Below are 20,000 nucleotides of genomic sequence, written 5' to 3' on the forward strand. Positions count from 1 at the left end.
AGAACTATGCCGACCAGACTTCCCGGCGCACCTGCCACCCAGTCTAGTCGCTCACGGCATGGTGCTGAACCGTTCGGCCTTCACTTTGCTGCCCTGGACGATGATCTGATCGTCGTCGTAGAGCACCGTTTGCGCCGTTGTGTGGCCCCAGGTGCCGCCGGGACGCTTGACGGCCACGATGGTGACACCGAACTTGTCCCGGAGTCCAAGCACGCCCAGCGGCCGGTCGCGGACGGCGGCCGGCGGGCTGGTGCGGATCATGACGAAGTCGTCCTCGAATTCCACGTAGTCGAGAATCGAGCCCAGGACCAGGTGTGCGACGCGCTTGCCCATATCGTGTTCCGGCCGGATGACGTGCTCGACGCCGAGCTGGCCCAGGATCTCGGCGTGGGGTTCACTGATGGCCTTTGCCCAGATCTGGGGACGCTGGAACTTCAGGATCCGGGAGGTGGTCAGGATGCTGGCTTCAATGTCCGAGCCGATCCCGACTACGGCGCGGTCAAATTCATGGACCGAGAGCTGGCGCAGCGCCTCTTCCTTGGTGGAGTCGGCCCTGACCACGTGGGTGAGGCGCCCGTTGTATGACTGGACGATTTCCTCGCTGGCGTCGATGCCGAGCACCTCCGTTCCCTGCGCCTCCAGTTCCAGCGCCAGCGAGCCGCCGAAGCGGCCCAGGCCGATGACCACCACTGAGGACGCCTTGTCACTGGCAGCCGCGGAGTGGGACGAGAAAATATTCCTAGCCAATGAGTGGCCTTTCCTTGGGGTACTCGTAGAGCGTGGGTCGTTCGCGCAGGGCCAGGGCCGCGCCCAGCGTGACCGGACCCAGCCTCCCGACGAACATCAGCAGGATCAGCACGAGCTGTCCAGCGGGGGGAATCGCGGCGGTGATGCCGGTGGACAGCCCGACCGTGGCGAATGCCGAAATGACCTCGAACAGGATCCGTTCCTGCCCGAAGTCGGTGATCAGCATCAGGAACATCGTAGAGCCGGTGACGAGGGCGATCGCCAGCAGCACCACGGTAATGGCCTGGCGGTGCACCGCGCGGGACAGGCGCTTGCCGAAGATATTTACGGCCGTCCCGCCCTGCAGCTCGGTGCTGAGGATGAAGAACAGGACGGCGAACGTGGTGATCTTCAGGCCGCCGGCCGTTCCGGCCGGGCCGCCGCCAATGAACATCATGATGTCCATGCCCAGCCAGGACACGGGATTCATCTGGGCGATGTCGATGCTGTTGAACCCTGCGGTGCGGGTAATGACGGACTGGAAAAAGCCGGCCAGCACGCGCTCGTCAGGATGGAGGCCGCCCAAAGTTGCCGGGTTGGCCCATTCGACGGCGGTGAGGAACACGGTCCCGCCGGCCACGAGGATGCCCGACCCGACGAGGACGAGTTTGGTGTTCATGCTCCAGTGGATCGGACGCCGGTACTGCCGTCCCAGTTCGAAGAGGACCGGGAATCCGAGTCCGCCGATTATCACCGCGGCGGCAATCGGCAGGCAGATCCAGGGATCGCCGACGAACCCCATCAGGTTGTCCGTATACAGGGCAAAGCCGGCGTTGTTAAAGGACGAGATGGAGTGGAAAACGCCATGCCAGACCGCCTCGCCCAGCCCATAGCCGTACCCGGCCATAAAGCGGACCGCGAGAAGCAACGCCAGGGCGGTTTCCACGATCACGCTGATGAGCAGAACTCCGACCAGTACGCGGCGGACGTCACCGAAGCCGCTGCTCTTCGTCTCGGCGGCGGCAGATATCCGGGATTTCAGACCCAGCCGCCGCGCGGTCAGCACCCCAAGCAGCGTGCCAAAGGACATCACGCCGAAGCCACCGACCTGGATGAGCACCAGGATGACCATCTGGCCGAATCCACTCCAGAAGACGGGGGTGTCAACGGTGATCAGGCCCGTGACGCAGATGGCGGACGTGGCAGTGAACAGCGCCTCCAGCAGGCTGGCCCCGCCCCCGCCTGCCTTGGCCACCGGGAGCATCAGGAGCCCGGTCCCGACGGCGATGGCTGCGGCGAAGCCCAGCACGATCACCTGGGCCGGGTGGCGCGGCGCGAACGCCCGGATGAACCGGGTGAAGCCCGCGGCCAGGGCGCGCAGTATCGCGGGAACTTCGACTTGCATAGGCGCCACGCTACCACCGGCCGGTCGCTGCGGCGGACGGGTTTCAGGCGAGCAGAAGCTGCACGAGTTCGCGGCACTTCCGGTAGGCGGCGGCTTTCGGGTCAATCAGGGCGAAATGGTCGCCCGGGACCTTCAGGAGCTGGACCGGGGCGCCGGCTGACTTGGCCGCCGCCGCGTAGGAGTCGGACAGGCTGGCGGGGACATCGTCGTCGTCCGTGCCGTGGACGGCGTAGACGGGGACCTTCAACGGCACTGCGCTCATCGGGTCCGCATACTTATGCCGTTTCGGGTATTTCTCGGAGGAGCCGCCCAGCAGGTTGCTGACCGCGCCGTTGCTGAGGTTCAGGCGTTCGGCTTCCGCGAGGTTGAGCACTCCGGACTGGCTGACGACACCGGTCAGGTGCACCGCGCCGTCGTCGTGCATGCGCAGCAGCTGGCGGTCCGCGTCCGGGGCTCCTAGCTGGGCGAGACGGCACCGTCCGGCAGCCCAGACCGCAAGGTGCCCGCCGGCGGAGTGCCCCAACGCCACAACCCTGTCCAGCCCGAGGCCATGCTCACCGGCAATGTCGCCTAGCTTGTCGATTCCGGCGAGCACGTCGGAGAACGTATGGGGCCAGCCGCCGCCGTTGCCGGCACGGCGGTACTCCAGGTTCCAGGCGGCCATGCCGTGCGCTGCGAGGTCTTTGGCCAGTGGTTCGCCGAGTTCCGCGCCGTACTGCGAGCGCCAGTAGCCGCCGTGGATGACTACCACCACGCCCTTGGTTACGGCAGATTCCGGCAGGAAGAGCTCCCCCCACTGGCTGGGGTCATCGCCGTAGCTGTACCTATGCCGCTTCACTGTGTCCTCCTTGGGGCCCGGTGAACAGGCGGCGGAGACTGCCCCCAGAGTCACCGTCGCTGCGGCCGCGATCAAAGCCCGACGCCGCACATCAGCCATGTGAGGAGCCTACCTTGAGCGCCGCGCGGCACGGCGTAAGGCGGCACCGGCCCGGTTCGCCGCGCGGGTGTCAGCCACTCCGCCGTCGCACCCCGGCCGTAAGCTGGATGCATGGCGAGCAACTGGGATCGACTGGACCCGAAACTGCGCGAGTCCGTGCAGGAAAACGTGGAACTCTACGAGCGGGTGCGCCCTGCCCTGAAGCTGGTCACCCGCGAGGTCCTGCTGACACTGCGAAGCATGCTCAAGGGCACCGAGGTGACGCCGCTGTTCGTTACCGGCCGCACCAAGACGGTCGAATCCTTCCGCGAGAAGATCTCCCGCATTGAGGAGCCGCTGGAACCGGGCGGCCCGCCGGTGCTGAAGTTCCCGGATCCGTTTCGGACCCTGAATGACATGGTGGGCATCCGGGTGATCACCAAGCTGCCGACGGAAAACGCGGTGGTGGCCAACCTCATCAAGAGACAGCGCCAGCTCTTCGACTGCCGCGGTGACCGCGAGAAGGACATCGGCTCCATCGAATCGGGGACTTACGGCTATTCCAGCCGCCACCTGATCCTGCGGACCATCCAGAACGAGGCCGTGAAGGAGTACCAGCTCGCCTACAATCCGGAGATCCAGCCGAACGGCAGCTACTTCTTCGAATGCCAGATCCGCACCGTGTTCGCGCACGCCTGGAGCGAAATCGAGCACGATATCCGCTTCAAGGCCGAGGATCCGCGCGCCTGGACCCCGCACTTCGACCGCCAGTTCACCGCCACCGCCGCCATGCTGGAAACGGTGGAGGGGGCATTCGCCGACCTACACGAACGCTACGAAGAGGTCCGCAGCTACTGGGACATGGACGGCGAGGGCGCCGCGCAGCTCACCCCGAACCGGATCCGCGATGTCTGGCGCACGCTGCTGCCGCACGTGGACCGGAAGGTCGATGACGACTGGGGCTGGGCCGCCGAGCTGATGGCCGCCCACGGCCTCAACCAGACCATGCAACTGGCCGGGCTGCTCAGCGCCAACCGGATCACCGAGGTCCGCAGGGCCCTGGACCACCGCTACTCCCCCGGCCCGGACCGGCTCCTCGATGACCTGCTGCTCTGGCAATACGGCACCAAACACATCGACCTCACCGCAGAACCGGCCGACGCCGTCCCGCACCCGCGGCGCGACAGCCTCCAGCGGCGGCTCAAGCAGATCGAGCGCTACCGGCTGACGCAGGGGTAGGGGAACGTCGGCCTAAAGCCCGGTCGGCTCAAGCCGTTCCTCGAGGACTTTCGGGTCTGAGCCGTCGGGCGAGCTCAAGCTGACCCGGTAGGCGGCCTTGCCGGGCACTTCCGTGACCACCTCGACCAGTTCGGTCCCGCGGTAGACCAGGCCCACGCCGTCGTCGGTGCAGTGGGTCTCGCCCAAAGTTCCGTCCGCCACCAGGCGGTGCACAAGCGGGCGGCGAGCGGCTTCGGAGTCGTAGTGGACCCCGTTGTCGTACGGGAGCAGTCCCAGGCCGTTGTTCACCGCGCGCAGCTCGGGACCGAACGAGTCGGTCGTCCCGCCGTTGAACCAGCAGATCGAACCCGCCGAAACCCCGGCCAGCACCACCCCGGCCTCCCAGACCCGCCGGAAGATCGCGTCCAGTTCATGGGCGCGCCACACGGCGAGGAGGTTGACGACGGAACCGCCGTTGACCCACACGACGTCCTGGCCGAGCAGGTATTCCTCGACGTTTCCGACGTTGGGCATGGTGAACAGATTCAGGTGGGTGAGCTGGAAGCCGGCGACGTGTCCCGCTTCGCTGACTTCGTTGTTGAACCACTGCTGGTCCCCGCTGGCGGTGCCGACGTGGGCGACCCGGGGTGCCCGCCCGGCGACACCGGACACGTCCACGGCGTGATGGACCAGCTTGTTGAACTCCAGACGTGTCCGCGCCCCCGGTTTGAAGCCCCCGGAGGTCGCAAGGATTGTCGGACTTTCGGCAACCATAAGGGGAGTCTCCTGAGTCGGGGAATTGCGGTCTTGGAGTCGAGCGTACCGAAGCCTCCGTGCCTGCGCGGATTCCCCCCACCTTTGGAACAGCGACGCCGGTACTCACCGGCGAGTCGACTCGCCACGCGGGGCGCCGACTTCAAAGGTGGGGAAATTCCGGCGTCGAGGGCGGCCTTAGGCGCACCGCGCCAGGGGGTTCAGCAGCCGGCCGGCCATCTGCAGTCCGCCGGACGGGTCGGCCAGGTCAAGCATCTGCTGGTTGTTGCGCAGCTGCAGCCGGTTGAGGCAGGACAGCGGGAAGTCCTTGGCGAACAGCTCATGCCGGGCAAACTGCTCCGCTAGCTCGGGATGCTCGCTCTGGTATTTCCGGAGGACGGCCGCTGCGGTCCGCCAGAATTCATTACCGCTGAGCTTGCCGTCTTCCTCCAGCAGCGCGCTGAGGAACCGGAAGATGCAGTCGAAGACGTCTGTGAAGATGGCCAGGACCTTCTCCTCGTCGGGGATCGCGGCCTTGATCCGGGCCACGTCTTCGGGCAGCTCCAGGCGGTCCCCCATCACCACGATCTCCTCTGCGATGTCCTTCATGACGGCACTGACCGGGGCCCCGTCCTCCAGGATCAGGATCACGTTCTCGCCGTGCGGCATGAGGGCCAGCTCGTAGGCATAGAGGCAGTGGACCAGCGGGACAAGATAGGCCTCGAAGTACCGGCGCAGCCACTCCGCAGGCTCCAGCCCGGAACGCTCGATGAGTGCGGACACCATCGGTTTTCCCGCGGCGTCGACGTGCAGCAGGGACGCCATGGTGGCCAGTTGTTGCCCGTCAGCCAGCAGTGGCAGCGGGCTTTCCCGCCACAGCGCTGACAGCATCTTCCGGTACGGCGACTCCTTCGGCGCCGCGGCCTCGTAGTAGCCGTTGTGGTAGCCGATGGCGGCGACTTCGCGGATGAGTTTCAGTCCGCGCCGCTGCAGGGTGGCGTCGCTGAGGATCAGCCTGTGAAGCCAGTCGTTGATGGCGGGAGTGGCCTTCATGTACTGCGGCGACAGTCCCCGCATGAAGCCCATGTTCAGCACGGACATGGCCGTCTTGACGTAGCACTTCTCCGGCGAGACCGTGTTGAAGAACGTCCGGATGGACTGCTGGGCCTGGTAGCTGTCGGCCCCGATCCCGAGATGCACGATGTGCTGCCTCGCCAGTTCCGCGGCGAACGTCACGGAGAGCTTGTTGTCCCATTGCCACGGGTGGACCGGCATCAGGAAGTAGTCCGCCGGGTCCAGGCCCAGGGCGCCGAGCTCGGCGTCAAAGTACCCGACGGCGGACGTCCCCAGCTCGGCGTTGAGGTGGTTCCGGTAACTCAGGCCCGAGGCGGACGTGAAGACGGCCTTGGTCCGGTGCACCGCGATCCACTCGAGTTGCACGGGGGCGCCGGCCTCCGGGGCGAAGGAACGGTAGTCCGCGATCCCGAAGCCCAGCCGCCCGTTGTTGGCCACGAAGCACGGATGGCCTTCGGTCATGCTCCGTTCGATGGTTTGGAAGTCGATGGCGGCGTCGGCCCCGCCGGTTACGCCCGCCGCCAGTTCCGCGGAGGAGGGCTGGCCGATCCATTGCTTGTAGGCGTGGCTGGCGAGCGTGCTGCTGGTTTCCTCGAGGTAGACCGGGAGCATCTCCTCGCGGATCCCCAGGGTTTCCCGGAACTCGGTGATGAAGCGCAAGGCATCGAGCTCCGTCTCCTGCCCCGCGGGACATGCCCATTCTTCAGCCCCTGGCGTGGGCATGTCGGGATATGCCCGCGCTGCGAGGCGGCGGATGGACATGTCCGCGATGGACCAGTGGTCGAGCTCCAGTTTCCGGGCCGAAAACCGGTACTCCACGGAGCCGTCGTCGCTGGTGACACGGTAGTGGGCGTGTTCAGTTTCAGGCCCTTCAGGGGTGAGGAGTTCAGGCATGAGGATTCGTTCGTGCGAGAACTCGGCGAGCGCCTTGCGGACCACGTGCCGGTTGGCGGCGGCCCAGCGTTCCGGGCTCAGGTGGGCGGTGGCATTGCCGGCGGTCAGGACGGATTCAAGTTCAGCGATGGTCATAATGGTGCTCCCTGGCGGATCGGGGACGAATGAAGGTAAAAGCGGGCGGCGTGGAAGGCCTCCCGGCTGCAGAAACTAAGCAGCGCACATTTCCCGGGCAGGGCCACCTCCCCGGCGGGCAGGAAACCCAGCCGGGCGTTGAGGAGGTGGATTTTTGTGTTGCGGGTGTCGGGTTCCACCACGATGCGTTCCACGCACGGATCGACGAACAGCCGCTCCAGGACGGCGTCCATCACCCTCGTGGTATAGCCGGGCCGAGGCGGACCGGCCGGCGGGGCGACGAGCAGGTGCATGCCGAGGTCGCCGGGCCGGACGGCGTACACCCCGGCCAGCGGCGACAAATCCGGAAGGTACGCCTCGGTCAGGAAGGCGGGGACGCCGTCGTCGAGCCCCAGCAGCGCGCGGTGGTGGCCGCTGGACTGGATCTTCGAGTACTCCGCGGCAATGTCCTCAACGGTGCAGCCCAGCATGTCCCAGAAAGTGGCGTACGGCTGGGTTACCCACGAGTGCAGGAGCGGCGCGTCGGCCACCGGGTCCAGGTTGCGGAAGGTGAAGCTCACGCCGGCACTCCCGCCGCTGCCCGGGCACCGCCGTGCGCGGCCTCCTGCCGCACCGTCCCCGGCGGCGGGCCGAACTGCTGGAATGCGATGCTCCGCTCCACCGGATAGACCTCCCGGCCGGTGATTTCCCGCAGGATGCAGGAGTTGCGGTACGCCGCCATGCCCAGGTCCGGGGTGACAAAGCCATGGGTGTGCAGCTCGGCGTTCTGGACGAAGATCTCCTCGGGTTCGACGCCGGTGCTGTAGTTGCGGTCCACGGCGAACCGGCCCCTGCTGTCCCGTGCGATCCGGTGCTGCACGCCGGCGAGGAACTCCGGCTCGCGGTAGCCGTAGCCGGTGGCGAGTACCACGGCTTCGGTGTCCAGCTCGTAGTCGGCGCCCGTTTCCTCGTGCCGCAGCTGCAAGGTGTGCGTCGCCGACGCCGGGTCCCAGGCCGCGCCGGTGAGCGCCGAGTGGGTCAGCAGCTGGGTGTCCACCATGCCGGCGAGGCTTTTGGTGTAGAGGAGGTCGTAGATGGCGTCGATCAGCTCCGCGTTGATGCCTTTGTAGAGGTTCTTCTGGCTCGAGACCAGGCCGTCGCGCTGTTCCTGCGGCAGGGTGTGGAAGTAGTCCACGTATTCCGGCGACGTCATCTCAAGGGTCAGCTTGGTGTACTCGAGCGGGAAAAACCGGCCGGAGCGGGTGACCCAGTTCAGCCGGTAGCCGTGGACGTCGATCTCCTGCAGAAGCTCGTAGTAGATTTCGGCGGCGCTCTGGCCGCTGCCCACAATCGTGATGCTCCGCCGCCGCTGCAGTTCGCTTTTCCGCAGCAGGTACTCGGCGTTGTGCAGGACGAGTCCTCCGGCGTCCGCGATGCCGTCGCAGGCCGCCGGAACATGGGGTGAGGTGCCGGTGCCCAGCACCAGCCGCCGCGCGTGCAGGACCTCGGGCCCGTCCGGGCCTTCCAGGGCCAGGCGGTACACGCCGTCGTCGTGGCTGATCTCCAGCACGTCAGTGCCGAACCGGACGGAGTCCAGCTGGCCCGCCACCCACTGGCAGTACTGGTTGTACTCGGCGCGCAGCGGGTAGAAGTTCTCCCGGATGTAGAAGCGGTACAGCCGTCCGGTCTGCTTCAGGAAGTTCAGGAAAGAGAAGGGCGATGTGGGGTCCGCCAGGGTCACCAGGTCGGCCATAAAAGGGACCTGCAGATGGGCCGGCTCCAGCATCATGCCCGGGTGCCAGTCGAAGGATTCCCGGCGCTCGAGGAAGACGCCGTCCAAACCGTCGATGGGCTCGCTCAGAGCCGCGAGGCCCAGGTTGAAGGGCCCGACGCCGACGGCGGCGAAGTCGTGGACGCGCTGCGTTGTCCTGGGGGCACCGGCGCTCATACGGACCCCTCCGCGGCGGCCAGCAGCGATGCCCCGGTGCTCCGGAGCAGCTCGATGATGCTGCGGATGTCCTCCACGCTGGCCTCGGCGTTCAACAGGGTGAACTTCAGGTAGTGCCTGCCGGCGACCGTGGTCCCGGCCACCACGGCCTCGCCGGAGGCGAAGACAGCGGAGCGGATGTCCTGGTTGAGACGGTCCGCGGCGTCTTCGAACAGCCGGCAACCGTCCTGCTGGAGCGGACGGTAGCGGAACACCAGCGTACTGAGCTGCGGCGGCGCGGCGAGCTCAAAATCGGCATCGGCGGCCAGTACGCCACCCACGCCCGATGCCAGGTCAATGACCTCGTCAAAGAGCGCCCCGAGCTCGTCGGCGCCCATGGTCCGCAGCGTCAGCCAGAGCTTCAGTGCGTCAAAACGCCGGGTGGTCTGGATGCTCTTGTCCACCTGGTTGGGACGGTCGACGGCGGCGGCCGGGTTCAGGTAGTCGGCGTGGAAAGTCACGTGCCGCAGCGTGGCCGCGTCCCGGACCAGCAGGGCGCTGGAGCTGACCGGCTGGAAGAAGGTCTTGTGGAAGTCGACGGTGACCGAATCCGCCCGGTGGACGCCGTCGAGCAGGCGCCGGTGCCGCCCGGACACCATCAGCCCGCCGCCGTAGGCTGCGTCGACGTGGAACCAGGCGCCGTGCCCGCGGGCCGCTGCGGCCAGCTCATCCAGCGGATCAATGGCCCCGAAGTCGGTGGTCCCGGCCGTGGCCACCACCGCCATGGGAATGAGGCCGTCGTTCCGGGCCCGGGCCAGTTCCCCGGCGAGCGACTCCGGATCCATCCGGTGGTCCTGCCCGCAGCGAACGGACACGACGGCGTCGTACCCCAGCCCCAGCATGGCTGCGGACTTGCGGATGCTGAAGTGGCTGTCCGCGGAGGTGAAGATCCGCAGCTTCTCCAGGAGGGAAGGCAGCCGGAGCCCGTCGTGTTCCGGGTCCAGTTTCAGCCATTCCACGGCCTGGTTCCGGGCCAGCAGCAGCGCCTGGAAATTGGACTGGCTCCCGCCCGAGGTGAAGACACCGTCCGCGGAATCGCCCAGCCCAAGCCGCCCGGCGGCCCAGGAGATGAGCCGCCGCTCGATCATGGTGGCGCCCGCGCTCTGGTCCCAGGTGTCCATCGAGGAATTCACGGCGGACAGGACAGCCTCGGCAACGAGGGCCGGGATCACCACGGGACAGTTCAGGTGCGCCGCGTACTTGGCGTCGTGGAAATAGACGGCATCCCGGAGGTAGACATCCTCCAGTTCCTCGAGGGCGGCTGCGGTATCCCCCAGCGGGGCGCCCAGGTCAACGCCATCGACGCGGCTCTTCAATTGGCCGGGGGTGGCACCGGTAAACGGACGCCGGCAACCCGCGACCTTGGCGGCGACCGCCGTCACGCCCCTGAGCACCTCGGCCGTATATCCAGCGGCAGTACGGGCAGTGAAGAGGTGGGCGGCGGCATCTTGCACGCGCTTGGACGGGGAACCGGGACCGATCCGGGTGCCTGGAGGCATGGGGTGAACATCCACAGGGGTTACGGGCGCCATAGGGGAATCCTTTGCTTGACGTTAGACAACATCGACTAAGCTAACCCTTACTTAGGCAAGCCTTAACGTCAAACTAGTGTGACTTAATTCCCTGGAGGTGGCGATCCTTTGGCTGATGGACGGTGCGTGCGGGTTAGCTGTGGCGGCCTACCGGTGGGCGTAGGTGAGACAGTCTGCGTTGTCGACCCCCGGACCCACATGCACCTCGCTGGCCTTGCACATCAGGTGGTCGTTGTGGGCGCATTCGGAACGCTGGCAGGCGCCGACGTCGGCGAGTACCTTGGGCAGGCCTCCGTGAACGCCGATATCGATGAAGGTGGCGCAGGAGGCATGATCCTCGGCGCCCCCGACGGTAATGGCGGCGGCGTTGCAGTTGGAATGGTCGTTGAAGGAGCAATTGCTCACGCTGCAGTCGGCTACGTGCGTTGTCATTGGATATTCCTCCGTGGTCCGGCCACCCCGGCTGGGCGGCTCCGTCCGTCCACGGTAGGCCGCATCCCCGCGAACAAAAAGACCCAATTGTGTGCCCTAATGGCGCCGGGATGCAACTGGCGCTCTATACCTCGGGACTTGGGAACCGGGCGACGTATTTCCGCTGCCACGGGGTCTCGACGGCGCCGCGGCGGTAGTGCGCCCGCACGAAGGCTACGGCCTCCGAGGGCGGGACACCGTCCAGGACCGCGAGGCAGGCCAGGGCGGTGCCGGTCCGGCCACGGCCGCCCCAGCATGCGACTTCAACCCGCTCCGTCTCGGCCCGGCGCCAGGCCTCCGTCAGCGCGTCCAAGGTGTCGGCGTCGTCGGCCGGCACTCGCAGGTCCCGCCAGCGCACCCACCGGGATTCCCATGACACCGGGGCGGGGCGCCTTCCCAGCAGGTAGAGTCCAAATTCTGGCCGCGGCCCGGCGGGAAGCGGCCTGAGCAGCGCACGGCCGCGGATAAGCCGGCCGGAGGGAAGTTCCAGGACTCCGCCCTCGCCCGGATTCCAGGTCTGCGTCATGTTTCTGAGCGTAGACCTTCCGCCGGCAGCTCGCACCGCCCGCGTTCCTGCCCGGTTACTCCTGGGCCGCTGCCTGAAATCCCTGCGAATGCGGGCGGCAGGCCGTGGCTTCCCGGGTGCGGGTAGAAGTAACTGGGCTGGAGCGCGGCTAGTGGCCGGCGCCGAGCTTGCCGCCGAGGCGTTCGCGCATCAGGAGGCTGGCGTCGTTAAGGCCGACGACCTTCACGTCCTTGCCGTGGTGGTGGTACTTTTCGGTGATCGCGTCCAGCGCGGCAATGGTGGAGGCGTCCCACAGGTGGGAGGCGTGCATATCGATGACGACGCGCTCGGGGTCCAGAGCGTATTCGAACTGGGTGTAGAGGTCGTTGGAGGACGCGAAGAACAGTTCGCCGTTCACCTTGTAGGTGGCGACCGGGACGCCGTCGACCTCGGCCACTGTGCGGTCCACCGTGACGAAGTGCGCCACGCGCCGGGCGAACATCACCATGGCCACGAGCACCCCGACCCCGACGCCGATCGCGAGGTTGTGGGTGGCGACGGTGACGATGACTGTGGCGACCATGACCATGGTTTCGCTCTTGGGCATCATCTTCAGGGTGCGGGGGTGGATGCTGTGCCAGTCGAAGGTGGCGACGGAGACGAAGATCATCACCGCCACGAGGGCGCCCATCGGGATCAGCGAAACGATGTCGCCGAGGACCACAACCAGGATGAGCAGGAAGACGCCGGCCAGGAACGTCGAAATCCTAGTCCGGGCGCCGGAGGCCTTGACGTTGATCATGGTCTGGCCGATCATCGCGCAGCCGCCCATGCCGCCGAAGAAGCCGGTGACGACGTTTGCGACGCCCTGGCCCCAGGCCTCGCGGGTTTTGTGGGAGCGGGTGTCCGTGATGTCGTCGACGAGTTTCGCGGTCATGAGGGATTCGAGCAGTCCCACGAAGGCCATGGCCAGCGCGAACGGGAAGATCACCTGCAATGTCTCGAGCGTGAACGGGATGTTGGGTATGAGCAGTGAGGGCAGCGAGTCCGGCAGCGCACCCTTGTCCCCTACGGTCGGGACCGTGACGGCAGCCAGGACGGTGATGAGCGTCAGGACCACGATCGCGACGAGCGGGGCCGGCACGGCCTTGGTGAGCTTCGGCAGCCCGAAGACGATCAGCAGCCCGAAGGCCGTGAGCGGATAGACCAGCCAGGGGACACCAAGGAGTTCGGGGACCTGGGACAGGAAGATCAGGATGGCCAGGGCGTTGACGAAGCCCACCATGACCGAGCGGGGAATGAACCGCATCAGCTTAGCGACCCCGGACAGGCCCAGGATGATCTGGAAGATGCCGGCGAGAATCACGGCGGCGATGAGGTAGTCCAGGCCGTGGGACTTCACCAGCGGGGCGATCACCAGGGCGACGGCACCCGTGGCCGCCGAGATCATCGCCGGGCGGCCGCCGACGAAGGCAATCGTCACGGCCATGGTGAAGGACGCGAACAACCCGATCCTCGGGTCCACGCCGGCGATGATCGAGAAGGCGATGGCCTCCGGGATCAGGGCCAGCGCGACGACGAGTCCGCCGAGAGCCTCGGTCTTCAGCCGTCGCGGGGACCGCAGGGTGCCGCGGACCGATTGGAGCTGCTCCGGCGTCAGAGCCGGGACAGGTCCGGCGGTTTTGGTGGCCATTGCTGGCTCCGTTCAGACTCGGGAAGACGCGCCGACGGCGGCTTCGTTTTACTAATGAATGAGGGGCGCAGCGCCGCGCCGGGAAGAGGGGAAACTGGTCGTGAAGGTCTCAACCCCAACCGTCCAAACCCTACCCTAACGTGATGGTAGGGTTTAAATCCGAACAGGACGGAGACCCTGATGACCGGCAATACCAGCAGCGCCAGCACCATGCACATCGGCGAGTTGGCAGACAGGACCGGCCTGTCCCTGCGGACCATCCGCCACTATGACGACGTCGGACTCCTGCCCGCAACGGCGCGGACGGACGGCGGCTTCAGGGTTTATTCGCAGGATGATTTCGAACGGCTTATGGTCATCAAGCAGATGAAGCCGCTGGGGTTCTCGCTGGAGGAAATGGCCGAGATCCTGGGCCTGCTCAGGGAAGGGCCGGGCGCGCCGGGATCTGCCATCCGGATCGCGGAAATCCTGGAACAGGCGGCGCACCAGCGCGCCAAAATGGTCCGCAACCTCGCACAGGCGGATGACTTCATCGCTTTGCTTGGCCGCCTCGCCACCTGAGCACGACCTATCAAACTACGCTGCCCCGCGGCGGCAGGAGCCCCAGAATGTGACATATTCGGGCGGAACGGTCACGAACTCGCCCTGAAGCGCCGCCTGCTGGCCGCCTGTTCCTCAAGAACCTCGTCAGCAGGGTGCTGCGGGGGCTGCCCTGGGCCTCCGTCGTCGTAATTGCACTGATCGTGGCGATTGTGGCGGCCGGAAGCGCCGGCACGATCGTCGCAGCGGGCGGATCGTGTTCCTGGCCGTGGTGCTGCGCAACGGTTTCGGCCTGGCGTACCCCGCGGGCAAACTGGGGCGCTTGGAGGACAAAGCCCGCCGCGCGCTGGCCTTCGAGGGCGGCATGCAGAGCTCCGGCCTGGCCCCCACCCTGGCCACGGCGCATTTCCGCCCGCTGACCGCGCGGCCCTCGGCTGTGTTCTCACACTGTCACAACGTCCCCGGCGCAATCGCTGCGGCCCGGCTAGCGGGGCGTCCGCTGCATGACGGCTGACGGGCGCGACTCTGCCCTCCGGGACCACCGGTCAGTCGGGTACTGACCGTGAAACCCTGCAGGTCGGCGCAGCTGCTGCCGGGCCGGCCTGCAGGGTTTCACGGTCAGTACCCGGTGCTGCGTCCGCCGCTGAGAACGTCTGCCGTGCCGGACAGTCCCAGCCGGGTGGCGCCTGCCGCGATCAACGCCTGCGCTGCGGCCCAGTCCCGGATGCCGCCAGACGCTTTGACCCCGAGGCGCGGGGCCACCGTCCGTGCCATCAGTTCCACTGCGCGGACGGTGGCTCCGCCGTCCGGGTGGAAGCCGGTAGACGTCTTCACGAAGTCGGCCCCGCTGCTTTCGGCGGCGCCGCAGCAGCGCACGATCTGCTCATCGCTGAGCGCGGCCGTCTCCAGGATGACCTTGAGCACCGTCGGTGCGGGCACGGCCTCGCGGACGGCGGCGATGTCCCGTTCGACGGCGTCATAGTCACCGGCTCGGACCGCACCGACGTCGATGACCATGTCGATCTCGTCCGCACCGTGGCGCACTGCTTCCCGGGCTTCGGCTGCCTTGACGCTGCTGTGGTGCTTGCCCGAAGGGAAGCCGCACACGGCGGTGATCCGCGTGCCAGTGGCAGGTAGTGGCAGCATCGACGGCGAGACGCAGACCGAGTATGCGCCTAGCCGTGCCGCCTCGGCGGCAGCGTGACAGGCTTCGGCCCTGGTTCCGGTGGATTGAAGGAAGGTGTGGTCCACGATCGCGGCCAGGCTGGCCGCATTCAGTTCAGTCATGATTCTCCTTGGATCTAAGGGACTACTTGCAGGTGGCTGCGTCGCCGATCTCCCGCAGATACGAGCAGAACTTCTCGACGCCGCTGCCGGTTATGAGCTGGCCCTGCAGGACCCGGGACTCCTCGACTTCTCCGCGTTCGTGGCGTACATCTCCCCGCTCTTCACGGCGGCCAGAGCGTCGCCGATACCGTCGTTTCCGACGATCTTGATTGTGGACAGCAGGCCCCGTGACTTGACGGCGGCGACAGCGCCGAGCGCCATCTCATCGTTCGCGCCGTAGATACCGGTGATGCCCGGATTGGCCTGGAGGATGTTGGTCGTTACGTCCAATGCCTTGCCGCGGTCGAAGTCCGCGGACTGCACGGCGACGACCTCAACGCCCGGGCATTCCTTCATTCCGGCCTTGAAGCCCTCGGACCGGTCCCGTGCCACGCTGGTGCCAAGGAGGCCCTGCAGCTCCGCCACCTTGCCGGAGCCGCCGACCGCTTCGCAGAGCGCCTTGGCGCCGTTCTTACCTGCCTGGACAGCGTCATAGCCGATGAAGGCCGCCAGTTTTCCCTGGTCCGGCACCCGGTCGAACGCGACTACCGGGACGTTCGCCTGGTTGGCCTTGACGGTGATGGATCCGCCAGCCTCGCTGGAGGTCGGGTCGAGCAGCAGCACTCCGGGCTTCTTGACCAGCGCGGTGGTGGCCTGGTTCAGCGAGGACGTGTCGTTGTTGTTGGCGTTCTGCACGTCCAAGGTCACGCCCAGCTTCGCCGCCTGGTCCTTGGCGCCGTCGCCGACGGAAACAAAGAACGGGTTGTTGAGCGTGGAAATGACCAGGGTGGCCGTCTTCTGCGGGCCTCCCTCCCCGCCGTCGTCCGTGGATCGTACGGCCGTGGTGACACCGGCGCCGACTACCAGCAGACCCACCACGGTGACCATGGCAATTTTCGGAAGGCGCGGTGCCGGTGCTCCGGATGCGGATGCGGCCGCGGAGGCTGTACCGGCCCGCCCGGACCGGAAGACGCGCATCAGTACTCCGGAGTTACGGTCCACGAACACGGCCAACAGGATCACGGCGCCCTTGACAACGCTCTGCAGGAACGGGGAGACGTTGAGCAGGTTGAGCCCGTTATCGATCATCGCCAGCAGGACCGCACCGACGAGCGTTCCCAGCAGCGCCCCGCGCCCGCCGGCGAGACTGGTCCCGCCGATGATCACGGCGGCGATTGCAGCGAGCTCGAGTCCCGTCCCGGCGGTGGGCTGCGCCGTGCCGAGACGTGCGGTCAGGATGAACCCTGCGGTGGCGGCGAGGACACCGGAGATCATGAAGGCCAGGATTTTCACCCGGTCGGTGCTGATGCCGGCCAGCCGGGCGGCATCAGCGTTGTCGCCTGTCGCGTACAGCTCGCGGCCGTACCGTGTGCGGGCGAGGATGTAGCCGAACAACACGCCGAGTACCAGCATGATCCAGATGGGGGTGGGGATGCCGAGCAGGTTGCCCTGGCCCAGGGCGAGGAACGCCTGGTCGGTGACCTTCACGGGGTTGCCCTGGGAGAACTGCAACGTCAGCCCGGCAAAGATGGACATCGTTGCCAGCGTCGCGATGAAGGAGGGCATTTTGGCTTTGGTAACCAGCACACCGTTGATCAGGCCGGCCAGCGCGCCGACCGCGAGGCCCGCGGCGAGCCCGGCGACAACACCGTATTGACTGATCACGCTTGCGGTGGTGATCGCGCTGAAGCCAAGGACCGCGCCGACGGACAGGTCGATCTCAGCGAGGATGATCACGTACGTTTGCCCCGCGGCGATCAGGGCGACGACGGCGGCCGTGAGCAGGACGTTGAGCATGTTGGATGGCTGCAGGAACAGGGGTGTGGCGAAGACAAGAGCGATGGCCACGAAGGCCAGCATCCACACCGCACGCAGCTGGTCACTGAAGAGGGACATTTTTTTCATCGGGATACGGTCTCCATTGCGTGTTCCAGGACGGACTGCTGGGTCAGGGCGTCGGAGGTCAGTTCAGCGTTGATACTGCCTCCGCGCATGACCAGCACCCGGTCCGACATTTCGACTAGTTCGGGCAGGTCTGACGAGACCAGGACGACGGCGACGCCCTGGGCGGCGACGTCATTGATGATGGAGTAGATCTCCGCCTTGGCGCCCACATCGACGCCGCGCGTGGGTTCTTCCATCAGCAGGATGGCCGGGTTGCTCAGCAGGCAGCGGGCCAGGAGGACCTTCTGCTGGTTGCCGCCGGAGAGGGTCCCGACGGCGTCGTCAATGCTGTTGCATTTGACGCTGAGCCGGGTGGTGATCTCCTGGCACCGGTCCCGCTCGCGCTTCAGCGCCACGATCCCGCTCCGGGTGATGGCACCAAGGGTGGCGAGGGATTCGTTGTGCGAGATGGGCTGGGCCAGGGTGAGGCCCTCCGCCTGGCGGTCGGGGGTCAGGTAGGCCACACCGGCGCTGATGGCGTGCCGGGGCGATTTCAGGGTCAGCAGCTTGCCGTCGATGCTGACGGAGCCGGCCGCGTTGTCCAGTCCGAACAGTGCGCGCAGGACCTCGCCTTTGCCGCTGCCCATCACGCCCCCGATGCCAAGCACTTCCCCGGCGCGGACTTGGAAGGACACTCCGTTGACGCCAGCCGATTCGAGTCCCTGCACGTCGAGCCGGACGCGGTCCGTGGCGTGGTGTTCCTTGGGGTAGAAGTTCTCCACCTCGCCGCCCACCATGGCTGCCACGACGGCGGCTTCGGTCAGCTCGGCGGCGGTTCCGGTCTTGGAAACGCGGCCATCGCGCATCACGACGATGCGGTCGGACAGGGCGAAGACTTCGGGGAGGCGGTGGCTGATGTAGATGACGGCGACTCCGGCCGCCTGGATCTTGCGGACTTGTGCGAACAGGAGCTCCGATTCGCGGTCGTCCAGGGCCGCTGTCGGCTCATCGAGAATCAGCAGCTTGACTGAGTGGTTCAGACAGCGGGCCAGCTGCACCAGCTGCTGCTGGCCGAAGCTGAGCTTCCCCACGGGAAGGCGGGTGTCGACGTCGATCCCCACCTGGCTCAGGAGCTCGGCGGCACGGGCGTGCATCTTGTCCTTGTTGACGAAGATTTTGCCGAACTCGCCGGTGCCGTCGTGGGCGAAGATGTTCGAGGCGACATCCAGCTGCGGGAACAGGTTGTTCTTCAGCTCCTGGTAGATGACCTGGATGCCGGCGGTCATGGCGTCCTGAGGGCTGCTGAACTTCCGTGCATCGCCGTCGATGGAGATCTCACCGGAATCGGGCTGGTAGGCCCCGGCGATGATCCGGGTCAGGGTGGATTTTCCGGCCCCGTTTTCGCCCACGAGTGACACAATTTCGCCGGGTTCGATGCTGAGGTCCACACCGCGGAGCACGCGGTTGGGACCGAAGGACTTGGTGATGCCTCTGAGGGTGACTGTCATGTCAGTACACCACCCCTGCCACGAGGATGACGTTGGCGTAGGGGGTGAATTCGCCGGACCGGACGGCGGCCCTGGAGTTCCTGGTCCGCTGTTTGAAGTCCGTGTGCGGGATAAGTGCGAGCGGGATGCCGTGGCTGCCGAGCCGTTCTTTGAGGGCTTCGAGGAGTTCCGGGCTGTGCTCGGCGATCTCCGACGCCGCGATGGCGCCTTCCGCCTCGACTTCGGCCAGGACAACGTCCAGACACTCCAGGAACCGCGGGACGTTGGCCGTCAGGGCCAGGTCGATCCGTTCCACGTCGGCCGGGATCGGCAGGCCGGCATCGGTCACGACGAGTTCGTCAGTATGGCCCAGTTCGGAGATGACCCGGGCGAGGGCTGGGTTGAGGGTACCGCTGTTTTTGCGCATAGTTGCTCCACTGCGTTGTAGAGGGATGGGACGTAGGGGTGGTGGTTTTTCCCGTCGGCGGCTAGCGGGTTGCGGCCGCCTGCGCGGCGAGGAACGCGTCAATGGCTTCGCGCTGCGGAAGGCTGGGGCTGGCGCCGGCAACGGTGACAGCCAGCGCGCCGCCGGCCATTGCGCGCCGCAGCGACTCGTCCCAGTCCAGGCCTTCGGCCAGCGCGCTGCCAAGCACACCGGCAAAGGCATCGCCTGCGGCCGTCGTGTCCACCGCCGTGACGCGGAAGGGTTCCTGCCAGGTCACGGCCGTGCTGTCTGAGGAGGTTCGTTCAACGACGACGGCGCCGGCGCCGGCCAGGGTGACAACGGCACGCCGCACGCCCCGGTCGGTGAACCAGCGGCCCGCCGCGGTGGCTGATTCGTGATCGGCTACCTCGATTCCGGTAATCAGGCGCGCTTCGGTCTCGTTGGGGGTGACGATGTCCACGTGCGGCCAGAAGTCCTCGTCCAGGGCCGTCGCGGGAGCCGGGGCAGGGTCCAGAATGACGGTGATGCCGCGGGCTTTGCACGCGCGGGCCGCCTCCAGCGCGGATTCGTGCGGGATCTCCAGCTGGATCAGGGCGACCTTGGCGGGACGCCCGGACTGGCCCAGGACCTTCCTGATGTGGCCGGGGCTCAGCCGGGAGTTGGCGAGCGGAATCATTACGATGTCGTTTTCCGCCGACGCATCCACCCTGATGTGGGCGATTCCGGTGGGTCCCTCCGTGCGCATCACGTGCGTGGTGTCGATGTGCTCCTCTGCCAAGGTCCCGAGGACCAGCTCGCTGAAGCTGTCATTGCCCACGCTTCCGATCAGGGAAACCCGGCTCCCGGCGCGCGCCGCCGCCAGCGCTTGGTTGGCGCCTTTGCCGCCGAGCACCATCGTGAAGGCGTTTCCGAGGACTGTTTCGCCGGGCTGCGGCAGTCGGTCACTGAAACTTGTCAGGTCGCAGGTGATGCTTCCGATCACCAGTACATTCCCGTTTTCGGGCGCAGTTGTCGTCATGGGGTTCCTTAA

Annotated in this window: 18 protein-coding genes and 1 pseudogene; 3 read left to right on the forward strand and 16 right to left on the reverse strand. The window is 66.6% G+C overall.

Features of this window, described 5'->3' with window-relative positions:
- Positions 1 to 51: 51 nt before the first annotated feature.
- The 3 genes from AC50YC_RS13040 to AC50YC_RS13050 are packed head-to-tail and all read right to left on the reverse strand — an operon-like array spanning position 52 to position 2,969.
- Entirely contained in the window at positions 52 to 747 is a 696-nt protein-coding gene (locus AC50YC_RS13040) for a potassium channel family protein (protein WP_494953924.1), read from the reverse strand.
- The gene (locus AC50YC_RS13045; RefSeq protein ID WP_494953925.1) at positions 740 to 2,131 is read right to left on the reverse strand and encodes a TrkH family potassium uptake protein; all 1,392 of its coding nucleotides are present in this window, start codon (positions 2,129 to 2,131) and stop codon (positions 740 to 742) included. Before AC50YC_RS13045 ends, AC50YC_RS13040 begins: the two co-directional genes overlap by 8 nt.
- A gap of 43 nt (positions 2,132 to 2,174) precedes the next feature.
- Positions 2,175 to 2,969: an alpha/beta hydrolase fold domain-containing protein gene (locus tag AC50YC_RS13050; protein ID WP_494953926.1), complete on the reverse strand. Its 795-nt coding sequence runs from the start codon at positions 2,967 to 2,969 to the stop codon at positions 2,175 to 2,177.
- 210 nt (positions 2,970 to 3,179) lie between these two features.
- On the opposite strand from AC50YC_RS13050, the gene AC50YC_RS13055 reads away from it, so the two are divergent.
- Entirely contained in the window at positions 3,180 to 4,286 is a 1,107-nt protein-coding gene (locus tag AC50YC_RS13055) for a GTP pyrophosphokinase (protein WP_494953927.1), read from the forward strand.
- A 12-nt stretch (positions 4,287 to 4,298) separates the two neighbouring features.
- Here AC50YC_RS13055 and AC50YC_RS13060 read toward each other — a convergent pair whose 3' ends face one another.
- The 8 genes from AC50YC_RS13060 to AC50YC_RS13095 all read right to left on the reverse strand — a co-directional run bounded on the left by AC50YC_RS13060 (position 4,299) and on the right by AC50YC_RS13095 (position 13,288).
- On the reverse strand, positions 4,299 to 5,039 hold the full coding sequence (locus tag AC50YC_RS13060) for a Type 1 glutamine amidotransferase-like domain-containing protein (protein ID WP_494953928.1): 741 nt from the start codon (positions 5,037 to 5,039) through the stop codon (positions 4,299 to 4,301).
- A 177-nt stretch (positions 5,040 to 5,216) separates the two neighbouring features.
- Positions 5,217 to 7,121 carry an IucA/IucC family protein gene (locus AC50YC_RS13065; RefSeq protein WP_494953929.1) on the reverse strand — a complete coding sequence of 635 codons (1,905 nt, stop codon included), beginning with the start codon at positions 7,119 to 7,121 and terminating at the stop codon, positions 5,217 to 5,219.
- Positions 7,118 to 7,681, reverse strand: coding sequence for a GNAT family N-acetyltransferase (locus AC50YC_RS13070; protein ID WP_494953930.1), 564 nt, complete (start codon positions 7,679 to 7,681; stop codon positions 7,118 to 7,120). Before AC50YC_RS13070 ends, AC50YC_RS13065 begins: the two co-directional genes overlap by 4 nt.
- On the reverse strand, positions 7,678 to 9,048 hold the full coding sequence (locus tag AC50YC_RS13075) for a lysine N(6)-hydroxylase/L-ornithine N(5)-oxygenase family protein (protein ID WP_494953931.1): 1,371 nt from the start codon (positions 9,046 to 9,048) through the stop codon (positions 7,678 to 7,680). The genes AC50YC_RS13070 and AC50YC_RS13075 overlap by 4 nt, the downstream gene beginning before the upstream one ends.
- On the reverse strand, positions 9,045 to 10,619 hold the full coding sequence (locus AC50YC_RS13080; RefSeq protein WP_494953932.1) for a pyridoxal phosphate-dependent decarboxylase family protein: 1,575 nt from the start codon (positions 10,617 to 10,619) through the stop codon (positions 9,045 to 9,047). The genes AC50YC_RS13075 and AC50YC_RS13080 overlap by 4 nt, the downstream gene beginning before the upstream one ends.
- 147 nt (positions 10,620 to 10,766) lie before the next feature.
- Positions 10,767 to 11,051 (reverse strand): DUF1540 domain-containing protein, encoded by a 285-nt coding sequence (locus AC50YC_RS13085; protein WP_494953933.1) that lies wholly within the window; start codon positions 11,049 to 11,051, stop codon positions 10,767 to 10,769.
- A 124-nt stretch (positions 11,052 to 11,175) separates the two neighbouring features.
- On the reverse strand, positions 11,176 to 11,616 hold the full coding sequence (locus AC50YC_RS13090) for a protein-tyrosine phosphatase family protein (protein ID WP_494953934.1): 441 nt from the start codon (positions 11,614 to 11,616) through the stop codon (positions 11,176 to 11,178).
- A 148-nt stretch (positions 11,617 to 11,764) separates the two neighbouring features.
- Positions 11,765 to 13,288, reverse strand: coding sequence for a SulP family inorganic anion transporter (locus AC50YC_RS13095; protein WP_494953935.1), 1,524 nt, complete (start codon positions 13,286 to 13,288; stop codon positions 11,765 to 11,767).
- Between the two features lie 180 nt (positions 13,289 to 13,468).
- Here AC50YC_RS13095 and AC50YC_RS13100 point away from each other — a divergent pair, with 180 nt between their 5' ends.
- Positions 13,469 to 13,849: a MerR family transcriptional regulator gene (locus tag AC50YC_RS13100; RefSeq protein ID WP_494953936.1), complete on the forward strand. Its 381-nt coding sequence runs from the start codon at positions 13,469 to 13,471 to the stop codon at positions 13,847 to 13,849.
- A 104-nt stretch (positions 13,850 to 13,953) separates the two neighbouring features.
- Positions 13,954 to 14,342, forward strand: a pseudogene (locus AC50YC_RS13105) (bile acid:sodium symporter family protein); the annotation flags it as partial.
- A 104-nt stretch (positions 14,343 to 14,446) separates the two neighbouring features.
- Here AC50YC_RS13105 and deoC read toward each other — a convergent pair.
- From deoC to AC50YC_RS13130, 5 genes are all read right to left on the reverse strand, one after another.
- Positions 14,447 to 15,115 (reverse strand): deoxyribose-phosphate aldolase, encoded by a 669-nt coding sequence (gene deoC, locus AC50YC_RS13110; RefSeq protein ID WP_494953937.1) that lies wholly within the window; start codon positions 15,113 to 15,115, stop codon positions 14,447 to 14,449.
- 90 nt (positions 15,116 to 15,205) lie between these two features.
- Positions 15,206 to 17,059, reverse strand: coding sequence for an ABC transporter permease/substrate-binding protein (locus AC50YC_RS13115; RefSeq protein ID WP_494953938.1), 1,854 nt, complete (start codon positions 17,057 to 17,059; stop codon positions 15,206 to 15,208).
- Complete coding sequence (locus tag AC50YC_RS13120; protein WP_494953939.1) at positions 17,056 to 18,546, reverse strand: sugar ABC transporter ATP-binding protein; 1,491 nt, start codon at positions 18,544 to 18,546, stop codon at positions 17,056 to 17,058. The genes AC50YC_RS13115 and AC50YC_RS13120 overlap by 4 nt, the downstream gene beginning before the upstream one ends.
- A 1-nt stretch (position 18,547) precedes the next feature.
- Positions 18,548 to 18,952, reverse strand: coding sequence for a D-ribose pyranase (rbsD, locus tag AC50YC_RS13125; protein WP_494953940.1), 405 nt, complete (start codon positions 18,950 to 18,952; stop codon positions 18,548 to 18,550).
- 61 nt (positions 18,953 to 19,013) lie between these two features.
- The gene (locus tag AC50YC_RS13130) at positions 19,014 to 19,988 is read right to left on the reverse strand and encodes a ribokinase (RefSeq protein WP_494953941.1); all 975 of its coding nucleotides are present in this window, start codon (positions 19,986 to 19,988) and stop codon (positions 19,014 to 19,016) included.
- Between the last annotated feature and the right edge of the window lie 12 nt (positions 19,989 to 20,000).

This window comes from Pseudarthrobacter sp. MDT1-56, from assembly GCF_059383555.1.